The organism is Kitasatospora sp. NPDC048540, from assembly GCF_040651175.1.
Lineage (GTDB): Bacteria > Actinomycetota > Actinomycetes > Streptomycetales > Streptomycetaceae > Kitasatospora.
Map to the genome: position 1 here is coordinate 15954 of NZ_JBEZIR010000053.1, position 15919 is coordinate 31872.

The 15919-nt window shown below is 68.7% G+C and carries 11 protein-coding genes; 5 read left to right on the forward strand and 6 right to left on the reverse strand.

From position 1 onward, the window contains the following. The first annotated feature begins 349 nt into the window (after positions 1 to 349). The 4 genes from AB0D08_RS21335 to AB0D08_RS21350 all read left to right on the forward strand — a co-directional run bounded on the left by AB0D08_RS21335 (position 350) and on the right by AB0D08_RS21350 (position 4797). On the forward strand, positions 350 to 1375 hold the full coding sequence (locus AB0D08_RS21335) for a substrate-binding domain-containing protein (RefSeq protein ID WP_359890655.1): 1026 nt from the start codon (positions 350 to 352) through the stop codon (positions 1373 to 1375). Next, positions 1375 to 2946 carry a sugar ABC transporter ATP-binding protein gene (locus AB0D08_RS21340; protein WP_359890657.1) on the forward strand — a complete coding sequence of 524 codons (1572 nt, stop codon included), beginning with the start codon at positions 1375 to 1377 and terminating at the stop codon, positions 2944 to 2946. Before AB0D08_RS21335 ends, AB0D08_RS21340 begins: the two co-directional genes overlap by 1 nt. Then, positions 2946 to 3992 (forward strand): ABC transporter permease, encoded by a 1047-nt coding sequence (locus AB0D08_RS21345; protein ID WP_051812026.1) that lies wholly within the window; start codon positions 2946 to 2948, stop codon positions 3990 to 3992. Before AB0D08_RS21340 ends, AB0D08_RS21345 begins: the two co-directional genes overlap by 1 nt. 175 nt (positions 3993 to 4167) lie before the next feature. Continuing rightward, positions 4168 to 4797, forward strand: coding sequence for a hypothetical protein (locus AB0D08_RS21350; RefSeq protein ID WP_149038029.1), 630 nt, complete (start codon positions 4168 to 4170; stop codon positions 4795 to 4797). A 68-nt stretch (positions 4798 to 4865) separates the two neighbouring features. Here the strand turns inward: AB0D08_RS21350 and AB0D08_RS21355 are convergent, their stop codons facing one another. From AB0D08_RS21355 to AB0D08_RS21380, 6 genes are all read right to left on the reverse strand, one after another. Continuing rightward, complete coding sequence (locus AB0D08_RS21355) at positions 4866 to 7979, reverse strand: peptidase domain-containing ABC transporter (RefSeq protein ID WP_033819275.1); 3114 nt, start codon at positions 7977 to 7979, stop codon at positions 4866 to 4868. Further along, positions 7966 to 8922 (reverse strand): hypothetical protein, encoded by a 957-nt coding sequence (locus tag AB0D08_RS21360; protein WP_158515468.1) that lies wholly within the window; start codon positions 8920 to 8922, stop codon positions 7966 to 7968. Before AB0D08_RS21360 ends, AB0D08_RS21355 begins: the two co-directional genes overlap by 14 nt. Positions 8923 to 9535: 613 nt before the next feature. Further along, positions 9536 to 9982, reverse strand: coding sequence for a HEAT repeat domain-containing protein (locus AB0D08_RS21365; RefSeq protein ID WP_033819277.1), 447 nt, complete (start codon positions 9980 to 9982; stop codon positions 9536 to 9538). Next, positions 9982 to 11787, reverse strand: a complete 1806-nt coding sequence (locus AB0D08_RS21370; RefSeq protein ID WP_033819278.1) for a glycoside hydrolase family 15 protein — start codon at positions 11785 to 11787, stop codon at positions 9982 to 9984. The genes AB0D08_RS21365 and AB0D08_RS21370 overlap by 1 nt, the downstream gene beginning before the upstream one ends. Before the next feature lie 213 nt (positions 11788 to 12000). Next, entirely contained in the window at positions 12001 to 13059 is a 1059-nt protein-coding gene (locus AB0D08_RS21375; RefSeq protein WP_033819279.1) for an adenylate/guanylate cyclase domain-containing protein, read from the reverse strand. A gap of 31 nt (positions 13060 to 13090) precedes the next feature. Beyond that, positions 13091 to 15112, reverse strand: a complete 2022-nt coding sequence (locus AB0D08_RS21380) for a cyclic nucleotide-binding domain-containing protein (protein WP_033819280.1) — start codon at positions 15110 to 15112, stop codon at positions 13091 to 13093. 258 nt (positions 15113 to 15370) lie between these two features. On the opposite strand from AB0D08_RS21380, the gene AB0D08_RS21385 reads away from it, so the two are divergent. Further along, positions 15371 to 15916 (forward strand): heme NO-binding domain-containing protein, encoded by a 546-nt coding sequence (locus tag AB0D08_RS21385; RefSeq protein ID WP_033819281.1) that lies wholly within the window; start codon positions 15371 to 15373, stop codon positions 15914 to 15916. Positions 15917 to 15919: the final 3 nt, after the last annotated feature.

The window sequence follows — 15919 nt, forward strand, 5'->3', positions numbered from 1 at the left end:
ACCAGCCGTTCTGCTGCCCCCAAGTCTGAGGTGCGGGCCCCGGGTCCGCATTCACCGGTCGGGTAGTTCGCGGTCCCCACAGACACTGCCCCCCGGGGTGCACGATCGCGCCGAACTCGCGGGGTGATGTGCGTCACAGTACTCATCACCCCTTGATAACGCGGGGGAAGCACAAGAGGCGTGGAGAGTGACGATGCGGCGGCTCCTTCGGACCAACGGCAAGCACGGCAGGATGCTTCTCCCGGCCGGCGTTCTCTGCGCCCTCCTCGCCGTCGGCGGATGCCAGAGCGGGGGTTCCGGCCAGGCGGGAGGATCCGGCTCGGCCGGCACGAGCCTGTCGGCCGCCGAGATGACCGCAGACCTGGCCCGCAACGCCAAACCCATCACGGAGTACCCGGCCGTCCCGCCGCTGGACGGCGGAGTCGCGGCCCTGAAAGGCAAATCCGTCTGGTACATCCCCATCGGATCCAGCATCCCGATCGCGAACGCCGTCGGCTCCGCGATGGATTCGGCGCTCGCCACCGCCGGCGTCGAGATGCACGTCTGCGACGGACGCCTGCTGCCCGACACGATATCCGCATGCATGTCCCAGGCCGTCGCCCAGCACGCCGACGCCGTGGTCACGGGCTTCATCGACTACTCACTCGTACCGACGGCCTTCGACGGCCTGGTGTCCAACAACATCAAGGTGCTGGTCGCAGGCGAAGCCCCGAGCGGAGGACGCACGTCATCCCCGCAGCTGGCCTTCTACGACGCGACGCCGTCCTTCGTGCACGCGGAACACCTCGCGCTGGAATCGGTCGTCTCCGGCAGCGCCGGCAAGGCCAAGATCCTCTACATCGGGATCACCAACTCCTCGCTGACCCGGAACATCGCCAAGGACGCCAAGGACTACCTCGCCCGGCAATGCGCGGGCTGCACCGTCAACTCGGTCGACTACGCCACCGCCGAGATCGCCAAACTGCCCTCACGGGTCAGCGCCGCGCTCCTGCAGTACCCGGACACCGACCACGTGGTGGTCGAACTCGACTCGGGCGCCAACGCCACCATCCAGGGCATCCAGGCCGCGGGCTTCTCGGACAAGGTCCAACTGGTCTCGGTCAGCGGCAACCTCGACGCACTCCAGCGGGTGAAGGCCGGGGACCAGCCGATCGACGTGGGCCTGAGCCCCGTCCACATCGGCTGGTCCTACGCCGACGGAGTCCTGCGGATGCTGGCCGGAAAGCCGGTGGCAGCGGTATCGACCCCGCCACGGGTCTTCACCAAGGACAACATCAACACGCTGACACTGACCGACCAGGCGTACGCGACCAACGTCTGGTACGGCACGGACGCCTACCAGGACACCTTCCACCGGGCCTGGGGACTGTCCTGATGGCCGCTGCTCCCGGCGCCCCCGCCCTGAGACTCGAAGTGCGCGGCCTGTCCAAGACCTTCGCCTCGGTGCGGGTCCTGCAGGACGTCCACCTCGACATCGCACCCGGTGAGATCCACGGGCTCGCCGGACACAACGGGTCCGGCAAGTCGACACTGGTGAAGATCCTCGCCGGCGTCCACGCGCCGGACCCCGGCGCCTGCATCAAGCTCGACGGCCACCCCCTCCGCCTCCCGGTCCGTCCCGGCCAGGCCCACGCGGCCGGCCTCGGCGTCGTGCACCAGGACCTCGGACTGCTGGACGAACTGAGCGTCGCCGACAACATCTGTGTCGGAGGCTTCCCGGTCCGGCGCTGGACCAGAAGCATCGACCGCGCTGCCCGCGACCGTCTTGCCGAGCAGGCTCTGGCCCGCCTCGGCGTCCGCGCCGACCCGTGCCGGCGGGTCGCTTCGCTGCCCGCCGCACACCAGGCCGCGGTCGCGACGGCACGAGCGGTCCGCGACCACCGCCCCGGCAGCGGCCTGCTGGTCCTGGACGAGTCCACCCGGGCCTTCACCGGACCCGACCGGGAGCACATCCACGCCTTCCTCCACAGGATCTCCGAGGAAGGCGGCTCGGTGCTGCTGGTGAGCCACAGCCTGCCCGAACTGCTGCGCACGGCGGACCGTATCAGCGTGCTGCGCGACGGCCGGCTCGTCGCGACCGGCCGGCCGACGGCCGGTCTGACGGAAGCCGAGCTCGCGCACTTGATGCTGGGGCGGCGCGACGTCCTGGCCACCGATCCGCCGGAGCGGACCGTGGCGCCCGGCACACCCGGGGCCGCACAGGTCCGGGTGGCTGCGCTCGACGGCGGCCGGATCCACGGGGTCGCACTGACGGTGGGCCGGGGAGAGATCGTCGGGGTCGGCGGGGTGCCCGGAAGCGGGTTCGAGGACATCCCGCGTCTGCTGGCAGGGGCGATCAGGGCGCGCAGCGGCGAGCTGACCGTCGGGGACCGGCGACTGGACCTGACCCGGGCGAACGTGCGGGCCTGCCTGCGAGCGGGCGTGGTCCTCGTCCCGGAGCGCCGCGACCTCGAAGGACTGGCCTATGACATCGACGTCCGCGACAACATCTGCCTTCCCTCACTGCACGGCCGCGGCCGCCCGGGATTCTTCAGCCTCAAGCGGCAGAGCGACCTCAGTACGCAGGCCCTGCAGGGGCTCGACATCCGCCCGGCGAACCCCGACCGCTTCACGGTCGGCATGCTCAGCGGCGGCAACCAGCAGAAGGTGCTGCTCGCAAAGTGGTTCGCCACGACGCCCGAGCTGCTGATCCTCCACGAGCCGACCCAGGGCGTCGACGTGGGGGCGCGCAGCGACATCCTGCGGGCCCTGCGCAAGGTGGCCGACGCCGGGACCTCCGTACTGGTCGTCAGCGGCGAGCCCGAGATCCTGGCGAGGCTCTGCGACCGGGTGCTGGTCCACCGTCCCGATGACGGCGGGCTGACCCAGCTCGACGCGCCCGGTGACGTCGAGGCCGCCCTGGAACGGCTGCACTCCACCGGATCCACGGCACAGGAGACCACCTGATGGCGCGCAGCCCCCGCGCCGCGGACCGCGTCGACGGCGCCGCCCGGTCCGGACCGGACCGGGGTCCGGCCGCGAACGGGCTGTCGATCAAGATGGGCGGTCTCGCGGCACGCTACGGCCTGCTGGCCATCTGGGCTCTCATGATCATCGTTTACGGCTGTCTTATCCCCGACCGGTTCCTCGCCCTCTCGACCCTGCAGACCATCGTGGGCACGCAGTCGTCGCTGCTGTTCCTCTCCGTCGCGGTCCTGTGCCCGCTGCTGGTCGGCGAGTTCGACCTGTCCTCCGCCTCCGTGATGGGCCTCGCCGCGACGCTCGTCCCGGTGGTGGCCGAGCGGACCGACGTCTGGACGGCCTGCGCGGTCGCCATCGCGGCGAGCGGACTGTGCGGTGTGCTCAACGCCCTCCTCGTCGTCCGCCTCGGCGTCCCGTCGTTGATCGTCACACTCGGCAGCGGAAGCCTCTACCTCGGGCTCGCCGAAGCCCTGTCACCGTCCGGTGCGGTGTCCCTCCAGGACAAGCGGCTGTCCCACCTCGTGACGACGAAGATCGCGGGACTGCCGCTGTCGTTCTTCTACTGCCTCGTCCTGTGCGCGGCCATGACCTATGTGCTGACCTGGACCCCGCTGGGACGCAGCATCGTGTTCGTCAGATCGAACCGGGAGGTGGCCCGGCTGGCCGGCGTCAACGTGGGGGCGCTGCGCGCCACGGGCTACACGCTCGGCAGCGTGATCGCCGGCCTGTCCGGTGTCGTCCTGGTCGGCACGGTGGGCGGCTTCGACCCCAGTGGCAGCCCCGCGTACCTGCTGCCGGCGTTCGCGGCCGCGTTCCTGGGTACCGCCGTGGTCGATCCCGGCAGGTTCAATCCCATGGGTACGCTCCTGGGCGTCTACTTCATGGCGACCGGAATCATCGGGCTGCAGCTTCTCGGCTACACCGGCTGGGTCCAGGAGGCCTTCTACGGAGCGGGCCTCATGGTCGCCGCCGTGTTCACCACTCTGCTCAACCGCACCGGCGGCGGACCGGCCCGGTCGCTGACGGCCTGATTCCGGCGCACATCACGGCCGGGAATGTGCCCGAGCGGGCAGCCCATCGAGGCAATGGAACTGCTCGATAGGATACGCGCCGACGATGATCCCGGGTCACGCGGGAGCGATAGTCTGTGTCGAACGTGGATTATCCGAGAATTTGACCCCAAGGGAAAGCGTGCAGGTGGCGTCGGTGGAAATTGACTACGTTGGCATGTATAAGATAATGGATGACCTGGTCACCGAGAGGCGGTCGCTCCAGCTGGCTCGCGACAAGCTGAACTCGGTGACATCTGTCCGGGAGAACATCGAGGAAGACCTGTGGTCGGCGTTCGGCATGCCCGAGAGCGGTAATGACAGAATCACGCGCCAAGGGTCGCCCGAGGTCCTCGAAGCGGCCAGTGTTCTGGGGTACATGTACGAGTCCATCGATGAGGTCGTCGACAGGGTCGAGACCGCGCTGGGAATGCTCGAAGAGGCTACCCTCGAATATGAGAACCTGAAGAACATCGGCAGGTCTATGAATGTTCGAACCGTCTGGCTGGAGTTCATCCTCAGTGGTGCATCCAGCGGAGGGGCCGGATCGTTCTGGGGGTTTCTGGCGATGGCGTCGAGCCTCATCGACCCGGCTGTCAACAATGCTTCGTCGATATATTCAATGGCTGCCAAGGCTCCTAATGGCGGCACTTTCGCCGAGTCCCGGGCAAGGGATATCTGGAACAAGCTGACCGGCCAGAAGGCGGAGATCGAACGAATCTCCGCCAGGGTTGAGGCCGTCTACCTCGCGCTGAGGGACTGGGAGGAGAAGAACCCGAAGCACTGACTCGTCCCGGGCCGGTGCCCGCCGCCGTCACCTGCCGTCGTGAAGACCGTGAGCCGGCCCGGGTGCCGCTACAGCCCCAGTTGCTGGCTCAGGAGGTAGTAGTAGAGCCCCTGATTGGCCATCAGCTCGTCATGGGTGCCCTGCTCGACCACGCGGCCCTGTTCGAGCACGACGATCCGATCGGCATTGCGTACCGTCGAGAGCCGGTGGGCGATGACGATCGAGGCGCGGCCCTCGAACAGCCTGGCCATGTTGTCCTGGACGGCGTGCTCGGACTCGCTGTCGAGCGAGCTGGTCGCCTCATCGAAGATCAACACCGGTGGGCGCGGGTAGACCGCGCGAGCGATCGCGATGCGCTGGCGCTGACCGCCGGAGAGCAGCAGACCGCTCTCCCCGATCTTCGTCTCGTAGCCGAGCGGCAGCCGTTGGATGAAGTCGTGGGCGGCCGCGATGCGTGCCGCCCAGGCGACCCGATCCATGTCCGGCTCGTCCTGGCCGAAGGCGATGTTCCGGGCGATCGTGTCCTCGAACAGGTGGTTCTCCTGGAGTACGAAGCCGATGTGGCGCCGTAGGTCGCGGTGGTCCAGCTCGTACAGGTCGGTCTCGTCGTAGGTGATCGTGCCGCTCGTCGGTTCGAGGAGACCGGCGAGGCACTTGATCAGGGTCGTCTTGCCGGAACCGCTGCGACCGACGATCGCGACGGTCTGACCGGGCCTGACGTCGAGATCGACGTGCTCCAGGATCGGCGGACCCCCCGGCCCGCCGTAGCTGAAGCCGACGTCGTGGAACCTGATCCGCCCGTCCAGCACCGGCACCGCCCGCAGGCGGCTGTGGTCCTCGCCCTGTTCGGGCTCGTGTTCGGTGATGTCGGTCAGACGACCGAGCAGGATGCCCGAGTACTGCAGCTGGTCCCACAGCGCCACCAGGAACACGATCGGCCCGTTGGCGAGCAGCACGAGCGAGTTGAAGGACACCAGGCCGCCGATGGTGAGGCCGCCGTTGAGCACCTCGAGTGCGCCGATCCACAGGAACAGCGCCAGCGAGACGAACGACACGAGCTGGACCGAGCCCTCGTAGAGCATCATCGTGAAGTCGGCCCTGAACAGCCGGCGCGCCAACTCCTTGAACTGCGTGAGCATCAGCCCCCGCAGCGCCTGTTCGGCGCCCATCGCCTTGACGGTCTCGATGCCCCTGATCGCGTCGATCTGGCGTGACTGGTACCGGCCGTACGACTCCTCGAGGCTGTCGAACAGGGGCTTGATACGGCGGGTGGAGTACCGCATCAGACCGGCGTACACGGGCACACCGGCGGCGTAGACGAGCGCCAGCACAGGGTTGAACACGAACATCAGCGCCAGGGCCGCGATGACCTGGGTCGCCGCGGTCAGGGCCTCCACGCCGGTTTGGACGATCAGCTGCCGCACCTGCCGCACGCCGTCCAGACGCCTCCCGATGTCCCCGATCCGGCGCGAATTGAAGTAGCTCATCGGCAGCGCCAGCAGCCGCCCGGTCAGGAAGTCGAGCGCGGCCGTGTCGATCCGGACGGTCATCCGACTCAGGATGTAGCGCTGGACGACCGTGGCGGCGGTCGCGACCACGATCGCCGCGAGCATCCCGAGGACGATCATGTTCAGCAACCCGTAGTCCCGGTCGGCGAGCACACGGTCGACGACCACCGCCGACAGGACGGGGATGAACAACCGCGTCGCGGCACCGACGAACGACAGGCCCAGCGCCCGCAGCAGGGTCCCCCGGTGCGGCCCGAACAACTGCAGGAACCAGCGCGCGCTCGGTTGCGCCTCCGGCTGCTCCCGGAACCCCTCGCCGGGCGCGAACAGTGCGGCGAACCCCGACCAGTTCTCGAGGAACTCCTCCATCCGGACCCGGCGGAGACCGACCGCGGGGTCGGCGATCCGGGCGTACTTGGCGTTGCTGTCGTACAGCACGACCCAGTGGTTGCCCCGGTAGTGGACGACCGCCGGCAGCGGCAGCTGATCCAGGCGGGTCTTGGAGGCCTTCAGGGTGGCGCTCGTCAGCCCCAGGGCCTCGGCGCCGTGCGCGAGGCCGTTCAGGCTGGTGCCGTCGGGCCCGGTCCGGACCGCGTCGCGCACGGCGCCGAGGCGCACCTTGCGCCCGAAGTACCGGCAGACCATGGCGAGACAGGCGGCCCCGCAGTCGGCCTCGTCGATCTGCCAGACATGCGGGAAGCGCCTGATCCGCCGCTCGGGCCGGGTGAACCGGTCCTCCAGGTCATGCTGCTCGTCCACCTCGACATCCGGCCCGGAGCCCTCGGCCCGCTGCCGCTGTTCCGTCGTCCCGGCCGGCAGCAACTCCTCCGAGAAGTCGGGCGGCACCCTCGCCCGGTCGCGATAGTGACGGCCGGCGACCTGCTCGGCGACCCGCTCCCGGAACTCGGGCAACTCCACGAGCAACTCGCCGAACACGGCGGGTTCGAGTTCGAGCAGCTCGACGTCGCCGGTCGCCTCCACGGTCGCGGTACGGGGGACCGAATCGAACAGCGAGACCTCTCCGAAGACGTCCCCCGTCCGCAGCAGGCCCGCCTCGCGCTCCTCGCCGGACTGCTCCATCCGCACGCGCAGCACGCCGTCGAGGACGACGTACATCCCGCCGGGCGGGTCACCCTGCCTGACGACGGCCTCACCCGCGGAGAACCTCAGCGGACGGAGCCTCGCTATCAGGCGGCCGAGCGCGGTGACGGAGAGGTCGGCGAACACGTGGTGGACGCGCAGCAGGTCGCGCACGCGGTGCTCGCGAACCTGCTGTTCGAGCCCGGTCCGCACCGACGGATGGGCACGCACCAGCGCGGCGAACACCGAACTGTCGAGCCGCAGAGCGCTGACCTCGCTGCTCGCCCTGATCGTCGAGGAGCGCGTGGTGTTCTCCAGCAGTGAGACCTCGCCGAACGAATCACCCGGCCCGAGGGTGTTCAACGGCACCTCTTCACCGTGCTCGCCCCGCTTGACCGCGCGGGCGGTCCCCTCGGCGAGCACCCAGTAGCCGTCGGCCGGGTCACCCTCGCGCACGATCACGGCTCCGAACCCGAACCTGACCGGCTCGAAGCTGTCCGCCACGAGTTCGCGCACCTCCGGTGCCAGGTTCGCGAGCAGCGGGATCCCACCCAGCGGCCCGCGTGCGGCACGCGCCTCGCTAGGGGAGCTCATCGAAGACCACCCGCTCGGCGACCTCGCCCAGCCGGGCGCGCTCCAGAGCGCACTCGCGAGCGCGCTGCGCCAGCTCCGGGTCGTCGAACGAGGGCGGATGCTTCTCGAGCACCTCGACGAGCAGGTGATCCGGCCCGTACGGAAGCGGCCCGAGCAGCTGCCCCACACGCGCGCCGAGCAGCTTCGAGCGCAGTGGCTCATCGACGTGCCGGAGCTCGACCCGCCGACGCTCGATCGAGGCTCCCGCTTCGATCGCCACGTCTTCGAGGGGCCGTCCGTCCATCCTCACGCACAGAGCCGCCTCCCGGGCGACGTGCTCGCCCTTGCACGTCAGCTGCCGCACGTGCACCCGGGTCCACTCCACCTGGCGCCGTTCGAGCTCACGCCGGGCCTCGGTGTCGTCGATGCGGGACGAGAACCGCGCGTACGCGAGCTCGAGCGGGGCCAGTACATCCCCGCGCAGCGGGGCCTGCACCGCAGGAAGGCCGACTACGTCCGCCACCGCCAGGTACGCGGCCAGCCGCCGTCCCACCCGCTCGAGCGCGCCGGAGCACACGGCATGGGTCCAGGTCGCCCGCCGGATCTCATCGGGACCGGCGTCCGTCTCCCTGGCCGCCCGCTCGTCGGACAGCACCGTGCCGCGGATGTAGTCGAGCCAGCTCGGCACGTCCAGCCCGCGAAGCGCGAGCCAGCCGTGGAGCTCGTCGGCGGAGAGCAGCCGGCGCTCGTAGCGGAACCGGCGTGCTCCTTCGTCGAACCTCGCCTCCCCGAGGCTCACACCGACCGCACGAGCGTGCCCGACCGCCCGCAACGCCGCACCCGCCGCTCCTTCCGCCTCGCCCCACTCGCCCCAGACCTGCGCGGCCGCGACGAGGTCGGCCCAGGTGAACGTCCGGCCGTCGATGATCGTGAATGCCCTGTGGCGGAGTACTTCAGGTCCCACGTGCGCCCCTCTCAGCCACGGACCCGTTCCATCCCCCCAGACACGCATGCCCCCCAACGGCACCATGCCCTCCGGACTCCGGGGAGGGCACGGTCGAGCCGTCGAACGAACCATCGTCCGGCTCACCGGCCGCCGACGGCGCCACTGCTGTTGGAGCTACGGCAGATGAGGGAAGGGTCCCTTCGGCAGCTTAGGGATTGACCCCGGCGAGTCCACCGCCCTATTACTGCCACCCTTCACATCCTCAGCAGATCCTTCCTCCGGCGCGAGATCCGGCTGCATATCGACAGACTTCTGGATTTCCTTGCTCTCTTCGCGATCCTTCATGGTTCGACCCCAATCTAGGGAGGAAGTTGATGAGCTCCAGTCTCTCCCGGCCGATCTGCAATGGCAATTGACAACATGCCAAGCGTTCGTCGGCCTGACCCAGCCGGAACTGCCAACTTGAGCGGGGCTTTGAGGAGTTCCGGTCGAACGGGAATATCGATCGGGCGAATACGGCGGCAGCCGTGCAGCAGAACAGGCCCTACCGGCCGCTCGAACGGGCATTGTGTGACGGCATCACAGTCCCGGGTCGGGGCCCATTTCGGCCATTCTCGCGGGTGACTGTGGTTCACCGGTTCTGCCGAGAAGAATCTGCGGCGAGCCGGTCGCAGGCTATCGCGGCTTCCGCCCGCACACTGGGGGCGCTGTCGTCCAGCAGACGACGGACGACCGCGTCGACCTCGCCGTCGGCGGTGGGCAGGTCGAGCCGTCCCAGCATCCACACGGCCAGGCTCCTGACGAAGTCCGCGGGATCGCCGCACTCCCGGAGGAGGGCGCTCCGCGCGGTTCCGTCACCCGGATCGTGCCGGGCCAGCGATGCGGCGGCCCAGACCCTGACGTAGCCCTCGGGGTCGTCCGCCGCGGTCGCGCGCAGTGTGGCTACCACGTCCTCGCCGAGGGCCCCGCACTGGCCCAGGGCGTGGCAGGCCAGTCTGCGGGCGAGGGGGTCGGGGCTCGACAGCAGCTCGTTCCAGTGACGCGCCGGTCTCCCGAGGTATCTGCCGGATCCCGCCATCACACATCACCACCCAGCGCCTCGTTGAGGGCGAACGCCGCATTGATCAGACTGAGATGGGTGAAGGCCTGCGGGTAGTTCCCGGCGACCTCGCCGGACGGGGAGGTCTCCTCGCCGAAGAGGCCGACGTGGTTGGCGTAGGTGAGCATCTTCTCGAAGATGAACCGTGCCTCCTCCACCTCACCGGCTCTCGCCAGCGCCTCGACCAGCCAGAAGGTGCAGATGTTGAACGTCCCCTCGCCGCAGTCGATGCCGTCGGCGGCGGCGTGCCGCACGCTGTAGCGGTAGACCAGGCTGTCCGAGGACAGTTCGCGGCGGATCCGTGCGAGGGTGCCCAGCATGCGTGGGTCGCTCGGTGCGACGAATCCCACGATGGGCAGTGTGAGGATGCTGGCGTCCAGGGCGTCGGTGGCGAAGTGCTGGACGAAGGATCCCCGGTCGGGCCGGTAGCCCTCCTGCATGACCGCTTCGAAGATGAGATCCCGTTCCCGCTGGATCCTGCTCCGGTCGAGGGGGAAGCTTCTGCGGTCGGCGATCCGCAGGCCCCGGTCGAGGGCCACCCAGCACTGGACCTTGGAGTAGACGAAGTGATGGCGTCCGCCGCGGATCTCCCAGATGCCTTCGTCGGACCGGCGCCAGTTGTCGGCGACCCAGTCGAGCATCCGGACGAGGTGCGTCCACAGGTCGTAGGAGATCTTCTTGGCATCGCGGTCGTAGATCTCGACGGCTGCGAGGAGCTCACCGTAGATGTCCAGCTGGAGCTGGTCGACCGCGAGGTTCCCGACACGCACCGGCCGCGAGCCGCGGTACCCGTCGAGGTGGTCCAGGTGCGTCTCGGTCAGGTCCCGTGTCCCGTCCACCCGGTACATCAGCTGCAGCGGCGCCTTCGAGGTGGCGTCCTCGACGGCCCGCTCCTCCAGCCAGGCCATGAACTTCTCCGCCTCACCGGTGAAGCCCAGCTGCATGAACGCGATGAGGGTCAGGGCCGCGTCCCGCATCCAGGTGTAGCGGTAGTCCCAGTTGCGGGGCCCGCCGAGCTCCTCCGGCAGGCTGGTGGTGGGCGCCGCCACGATCGCGCCGGTGGGATCGTAGGTGAGGAGCTTCAGGGTGAGGATCGACCGGTTGACCATCTCGCGCCAGCGCCCCCGGTAGGTGCACTGCCCGAGCCACCTCTTCCAGAACGTCACCGTCTCACGCAACAGGTCGTCGCCGACGATCCTGGACTCGGCGGCCGTCTGTTGCAGGTCGGCGCCTTCACCCAGGAGGAAGGTCGTCGATTCCCCCTCCCCGAGGGTGAAGGAAGCCGAGACGCCGTTCAGATGACGGGCCAGCGGGAACCTGCTGCGCAGGGTGAAGGACATGCCGTCGGAGCGGAACAGCGCCCCCGGGCCGCTGATCTCGACGGTGTGCGGGTCACGCGCGAAGTTGAAGGCCGGCATGCAGTCGAGGCGGAACTCGGTGCTTCCCCTGATCGACTTCGCGACACGGACGATCTGGTGGGATCCGGGGCCGGCGCGGCCCGGGTCCACCGGCATGAAGTCGATCACCTCCCCGACGCCGGAGTCACTCAGGAACCGCGTGACCAGGACGCAGGTGTCCGGCAGGTACATCTGCTGCCGACGGAGGCAGCCGGGGACGGAGATCCTGAAGTAGCCCCCCTTCTCGTCGTCGAGGATCCTGGCGAAGACGCTGGGCGAGTCGAATCTGGGGAGGCAGTACCAGTCGATCGATCCGTCCGTCCCGACGAGTGCCGCCGAGTGCATGTCCCCGATGATCCCGTACTCCTCCACGGGCCGGTACGTCACCGGCCACCCCCTACCCGGTGTGCCGCCCCGCGCGGACGGGATCCGATCCCGGCGGCCGGGACGACGGCCCTGCGAACTGATGTGGCCATGGGTCCCTCTCCTGCGGAGGCCGTGAGTGGGACTTCATGGTGCGGTGCCGTCCGCCGGAGCGGAAAGGACTGAGAGGGCAGCCATCCGTGCCTCGATCCCCCGAGGTGCCGACCGGTCCGGCTCCTACCCGACCGTCCACAGCGTCGTCGGATTGGCCTTGCCGCGCAGCGTGATCTCGCCGACGGGCTCCAGATCCGGCGGCATGGCGGCGAGCGCCGCACGGGTGGCGTCCGAGATGAGGATGGCGCGGCTGTGGTCCTTCGTCGCCTGCTCGATCCGCGCCGCCGTGTTGACGGTGTCGCCGACCACCGTGTATTCGATGCGCCGCTGCGACCCGACGTTGCCCGCCATGACCAGACCGGAGTTGAGGCCGATGCCCATCCTGAACCCCGGGCCGTAACCGCTCTGCGTCACCCAGCGGTTGAACTCGCCGAGGGCGTCGCAGGCCATGCTGCGCGCCGCGGCCAGGGCGAGGTCGGCATGGTGGTCGTTGGTGACCGGGGCGCCGAAGACGGCCATGAACCCGTCCCCCATGTAGCTCACCAGTGTCCCGCCGTAGTCCAGGATGACGTCGCTCATCGCCCCGAGGTAGGTGTTCAGGACTCCGGTCACCGCTTCCGGCGTGCTCTGCTCGGCCCAGGTCGTGAACGAGCGCAGGTCGCCGAACATGACCGTCACGACGCCTTTGCGGCCCTCCAGCCACTGTGAACCGTCGGGATCGGCCAGCAGGTCGTCGGCGACCTTCTCGGGCACGAATCGGCAGAGCATCGACCGCATCCTCGCGAACTCCCGGTCCCGCAAGTACTTGCGCTCCAGGATGGCGCGGCTCCTGGCCTGCAGGAGCGTCCGGCTGATCGGCTTGGTGACGTAGTCGTCGGCACCGAGCTCGATGGCCCGGACGACACTGTCCATGTCGTCGAGTCCCGAGACCATCACGACCGGCAGGTCGGCCGTCCGCGGCGTGGACCGGATGCCCCGGAGAACGTCGAAGCCGGTCGCTTCCGGCATCTCGATGTCCAGGAAGACCATGTCGACGGCCGACGTCTCCAGGTACGCCAACCCCTCCCTGCCGTTTACGGCTTCGACGGTCGTGTAGCCCTCCCGCTGCATCATCCGGCTGAGCAGCATGCGGTTGACGGGGTCGTCGTCGACGATCAGGACCTGGGGACGTCTGTCCTGCATGTGCTGTGCCTCCTGTCCCGGGCCGGTCGCCCTATTCGTGGCCCGGTGGGCCGGTGAGGGCCCGCTGAAGGTCGGTACGGATGTAGCTTTCCGCCTGGTGGACGACTCTGCGGGCCACCTTCGGCTGGGCGCGCAGGACCTCCATGAAGGTCGTCTTGTCGAGGCGGAAGAGTTCGCAGCGGGTCTGCGCCGTCACCGTCGCGGACCGGGGTTCGTCGAGGAACAGGCTGCGCTCGCCGAAGAAGCTCCCTTCCTGCAGACTCCTGATCCGCTGCCGGCCGTTGCTGACGGCGACCTCGCCTTCGGCCACCAGGTACAGGGCGTGGCCGGGTTCGCCCTTGGTGATGATCGTCGCGCCCGCCGGGTAGGAGACGGGTTCCAGCGCGAGCGCCAGGTTGTGCTGGAACTTCGCGTTGGTCCCGTGGAACAGCGGAACCTTGTCGAGCACGGAGTTGCGGAGCATGAAGCCGTCGATCCCGGTGCCTTCCAGCGTGCCTCCCGGTGAGCGCGCCTGGCGGCCGTAGACGAGCACGCACAGCAGCAGGTTGACGGCGATGAACAGGGTCGGCGCGAACGAGAGCAGACCACCGGCGGAGAAGCCGGTCCGGACGCCCCAGCTGACCAGACAACCGATGAGGATGACCAGGCCGACGGCAGCGACGAAGGTGTTGTCCCGAAGCGCCTGCCCCATGCTGGGCCGGGTCTCGAAGCCCTTTGCCGTGACCCGCCAGCCCTGCTTGACGCCGAACAGGAAGTTCATTGCGGACCGCATGCCCACCAGCAGGGTGAAGGTCCTGACGGCGAAGACTCCCGCGTAGAGGTCGAAGAGCCGGCTGGCCAGCGGTGATCTGAGCCGTCTCGTATAGCGGACGTAGACGAGCCATGCGGAGGCGAGCGGCGGGGCGAGCAGCATGAACCAGGTGAGGGCCGCGGCATGGCCGACCGGGAAGCAGAAGAACCAGAGCACGCTCAGCGGGAAGAAGACGGCGCCCGTCACGTAGCCGACCATGGACAGCACCAGATCGACCTTCTCCAGGACGGTGAAGCCCCTGGTGGTGAGGATCCGGTGGAAGCGCTTGAAGAGGACCTGGAAGGTGCCGTAGGCCCAGCGCCGGTACATGGTCTCCAGTGAGCGCAGGGAGCTGGGGACCCACTCGCCGGTGGCCATGTCCAGGTAGCGGCTGGTGTGGCCGTTGGCGTAGGCGCCGACCGTCTTCAGCAGGTCCTCGGAGAGCATCACGGTGCCCCGGTAGTGATCCAGCCAGGGGCCGCTGGCCTCCAGGACCGACCGCCGCCACATGGCGTTGTGACCGTAGAAGATCGCGAATCCGCCGGAGCCCCGGATCAGCTGCGAGACGTGCATGGCGCTCTGAACGACGGTCACGGGGCCGGTCAGGCCGTTGAAGTGATCGTTGGTCGCCATGGTGTCGAACTGGAGGACTCCGAGTCTCTCGTCGCACTCGAACTCGTTGACCGCGGTTTCGAGGAGCGGTCCGTGGAGCGGCAGCGATGAGTCGATGTCCAGCAGGACCACGTACTCGGCCTCGGCGATCAGGGACTGCGCCAGGTCGACGTTGCCGGGTTTGAGACCGCCCTTCTTCTCGTTGTAGCGGAAGAGGACGCGCAGCTGCGGGTCTCGGCCGTCGTGCGATTCCACGTAGGACTTCCAGCGCCGGTAGTCCTCCGAGTCGGTGTCGCCCGAGTTGTCGACGACGATGATTTCGCGGGGTCCGCCGTACTGCGCGTCCCGGGCGCAGTCGAACGTCATCTTCGCGACGTCGAAGGGCTCCTGGTAGGAGGCGATCAGGAAGGCTATCCCCGGAGACCGCTCGGCGCGGCGCCGCGGCCGGAGCGGCTGCGTCCAGTGCCGGTGGAACAGCGCGGCCTTGAACAGGAAACCGACTTCGTAGACCGTCGCGTAGAGCGGGATGACGGACAGCACCAGAACGATCCAGGCCAGGGCGGTGTGGGCGTGCGAGGCCAGTTCGAAGCAGAATAGGCCGGTCACGACAAGGGTCGCCCCGAAGAAGGGCCAGTCGATGACTCTGCGCATATCGCTCCTTTCCGTTCGGACGCCGCGTTCGGGCGGGGCGCGTCCATACGGGCCAGGTCAAGCCTTTGCCGTTCGGCGCTGCGGTGCCATCCCACCGGGGCAGTCGCCAGGGCAACACCCGGCCGTCGGTGAGGCCCGGTGCCCGGCCCGTTCCCCGCGGTCCGGACCGGCCACCCGAAAGGCCGTCCCAAGGGGCATCGCGCTCCCGCCCGGCCATGACACTGTGGCTCCTCGGAGGAGTGAGGGAGCAGGTCGCCGATGAAGGGTCTGTGGATCTGGGCTTTCGAGGAAGCCGTCAACGGCCGCTACGGAGAACGGGTCTGGGACAGCATGCTCGAGACCGCCGGGATGGACGGCGTCTACACCCCCATGGGCAACTATCCGCCCGAGGACCTGTTGAGGCTCGGGGAGGCGGGGGCCGAGGTCGTCGGCCGTCCGGCAGCGGAGTTGTTGGACTGGCAGGGCACGGAGGCCGTCGGCCTCATCGCCGAGAGGTACCCGTACTTCGTGGAATCCCATCACTCGCCGCAGTCGCTGATCCGGGCGATCGACTCGTTCATCGACCCCGGATTCTGGCGGCACCACAATCCGTACGTGCCGGTCTTCGACTTCGAGCAGGCGGCGCCGGACCGGCTGTCCGTCCTCTACCGTCCGCGTCCGTCGGCGATCCTGTGCGCGACCATCGGAGGAGCGATCAAGGGCATGGTGCTGGTCTTCGGCGAGGAGCCCGACGTCCGGCAGAGCTCGTGCATGTGGGACGGAGCGGGCCACTGTGTCTTCGAGGTCGGGCTCGGCCGGCGATGACGG

Bases quoted from the DNA above. Each gene is read 5' to 3' on its own strand.
- AB0D08_RS21365 (WP_033819277.1), bottom strand. From the start codon at position 9,982: ATGGCGGGATCCGGCAGATACCTCGGGAGACCGGCGCGTCACTGGAAC.
- AB0D08_RS21375 (WP_033819279.1), bottom strand. From the start codon at position 13,059: ATGCAGGACAGACGTCCCCAGGTCCTGATCGTCGACGACGACCCCGTC.
- AB0D08_RS21355 (WP_033819275.1), bottom strand. From the start codon at position 7,979: ATGAGCTCCCCTAGCGAGGCGCGTGCCGCACGCGGGCCGCTGGGTGGG.
- AB0D08_RS21335 (WP_359890655.1), top strand. From the start codon at position 350: ATGACCGCAGACCTGGCCCGCAACGCCAAACCCATCACGGAGTACCCG.
- AB0D08_RS21340 (WP_359890657.1), top strand. From the start codon at position 1,375: ATGGCCGCTGCTCCCGGCGCCCCCGCCCTGAGACTCGAAGTGCGCGGC.
- AB0D08_RS21380 (WP_033819280.1), bottom strand. From the start codon at position 15,112: ATGCGCAGAGTCATCGACTGGCCCTTCTTCGGGGCGACCCTTGTCGTG.
- AB0D08_RS21345 (WP_051812026.1), top strand. From the start codon at position 2,946: ATGGCGCGCAGCCCCCGCGCCGCGGACCGCGTCGACGGCGCCGCCCGG.
- AB0D08_RS21385 (WP_033819281.1), top strand. From the start codon at position 15,371: ATGAAGGGTCTGTGGATCTGGGCTTTCGAGGAAGCCGTCAACGGCCGC.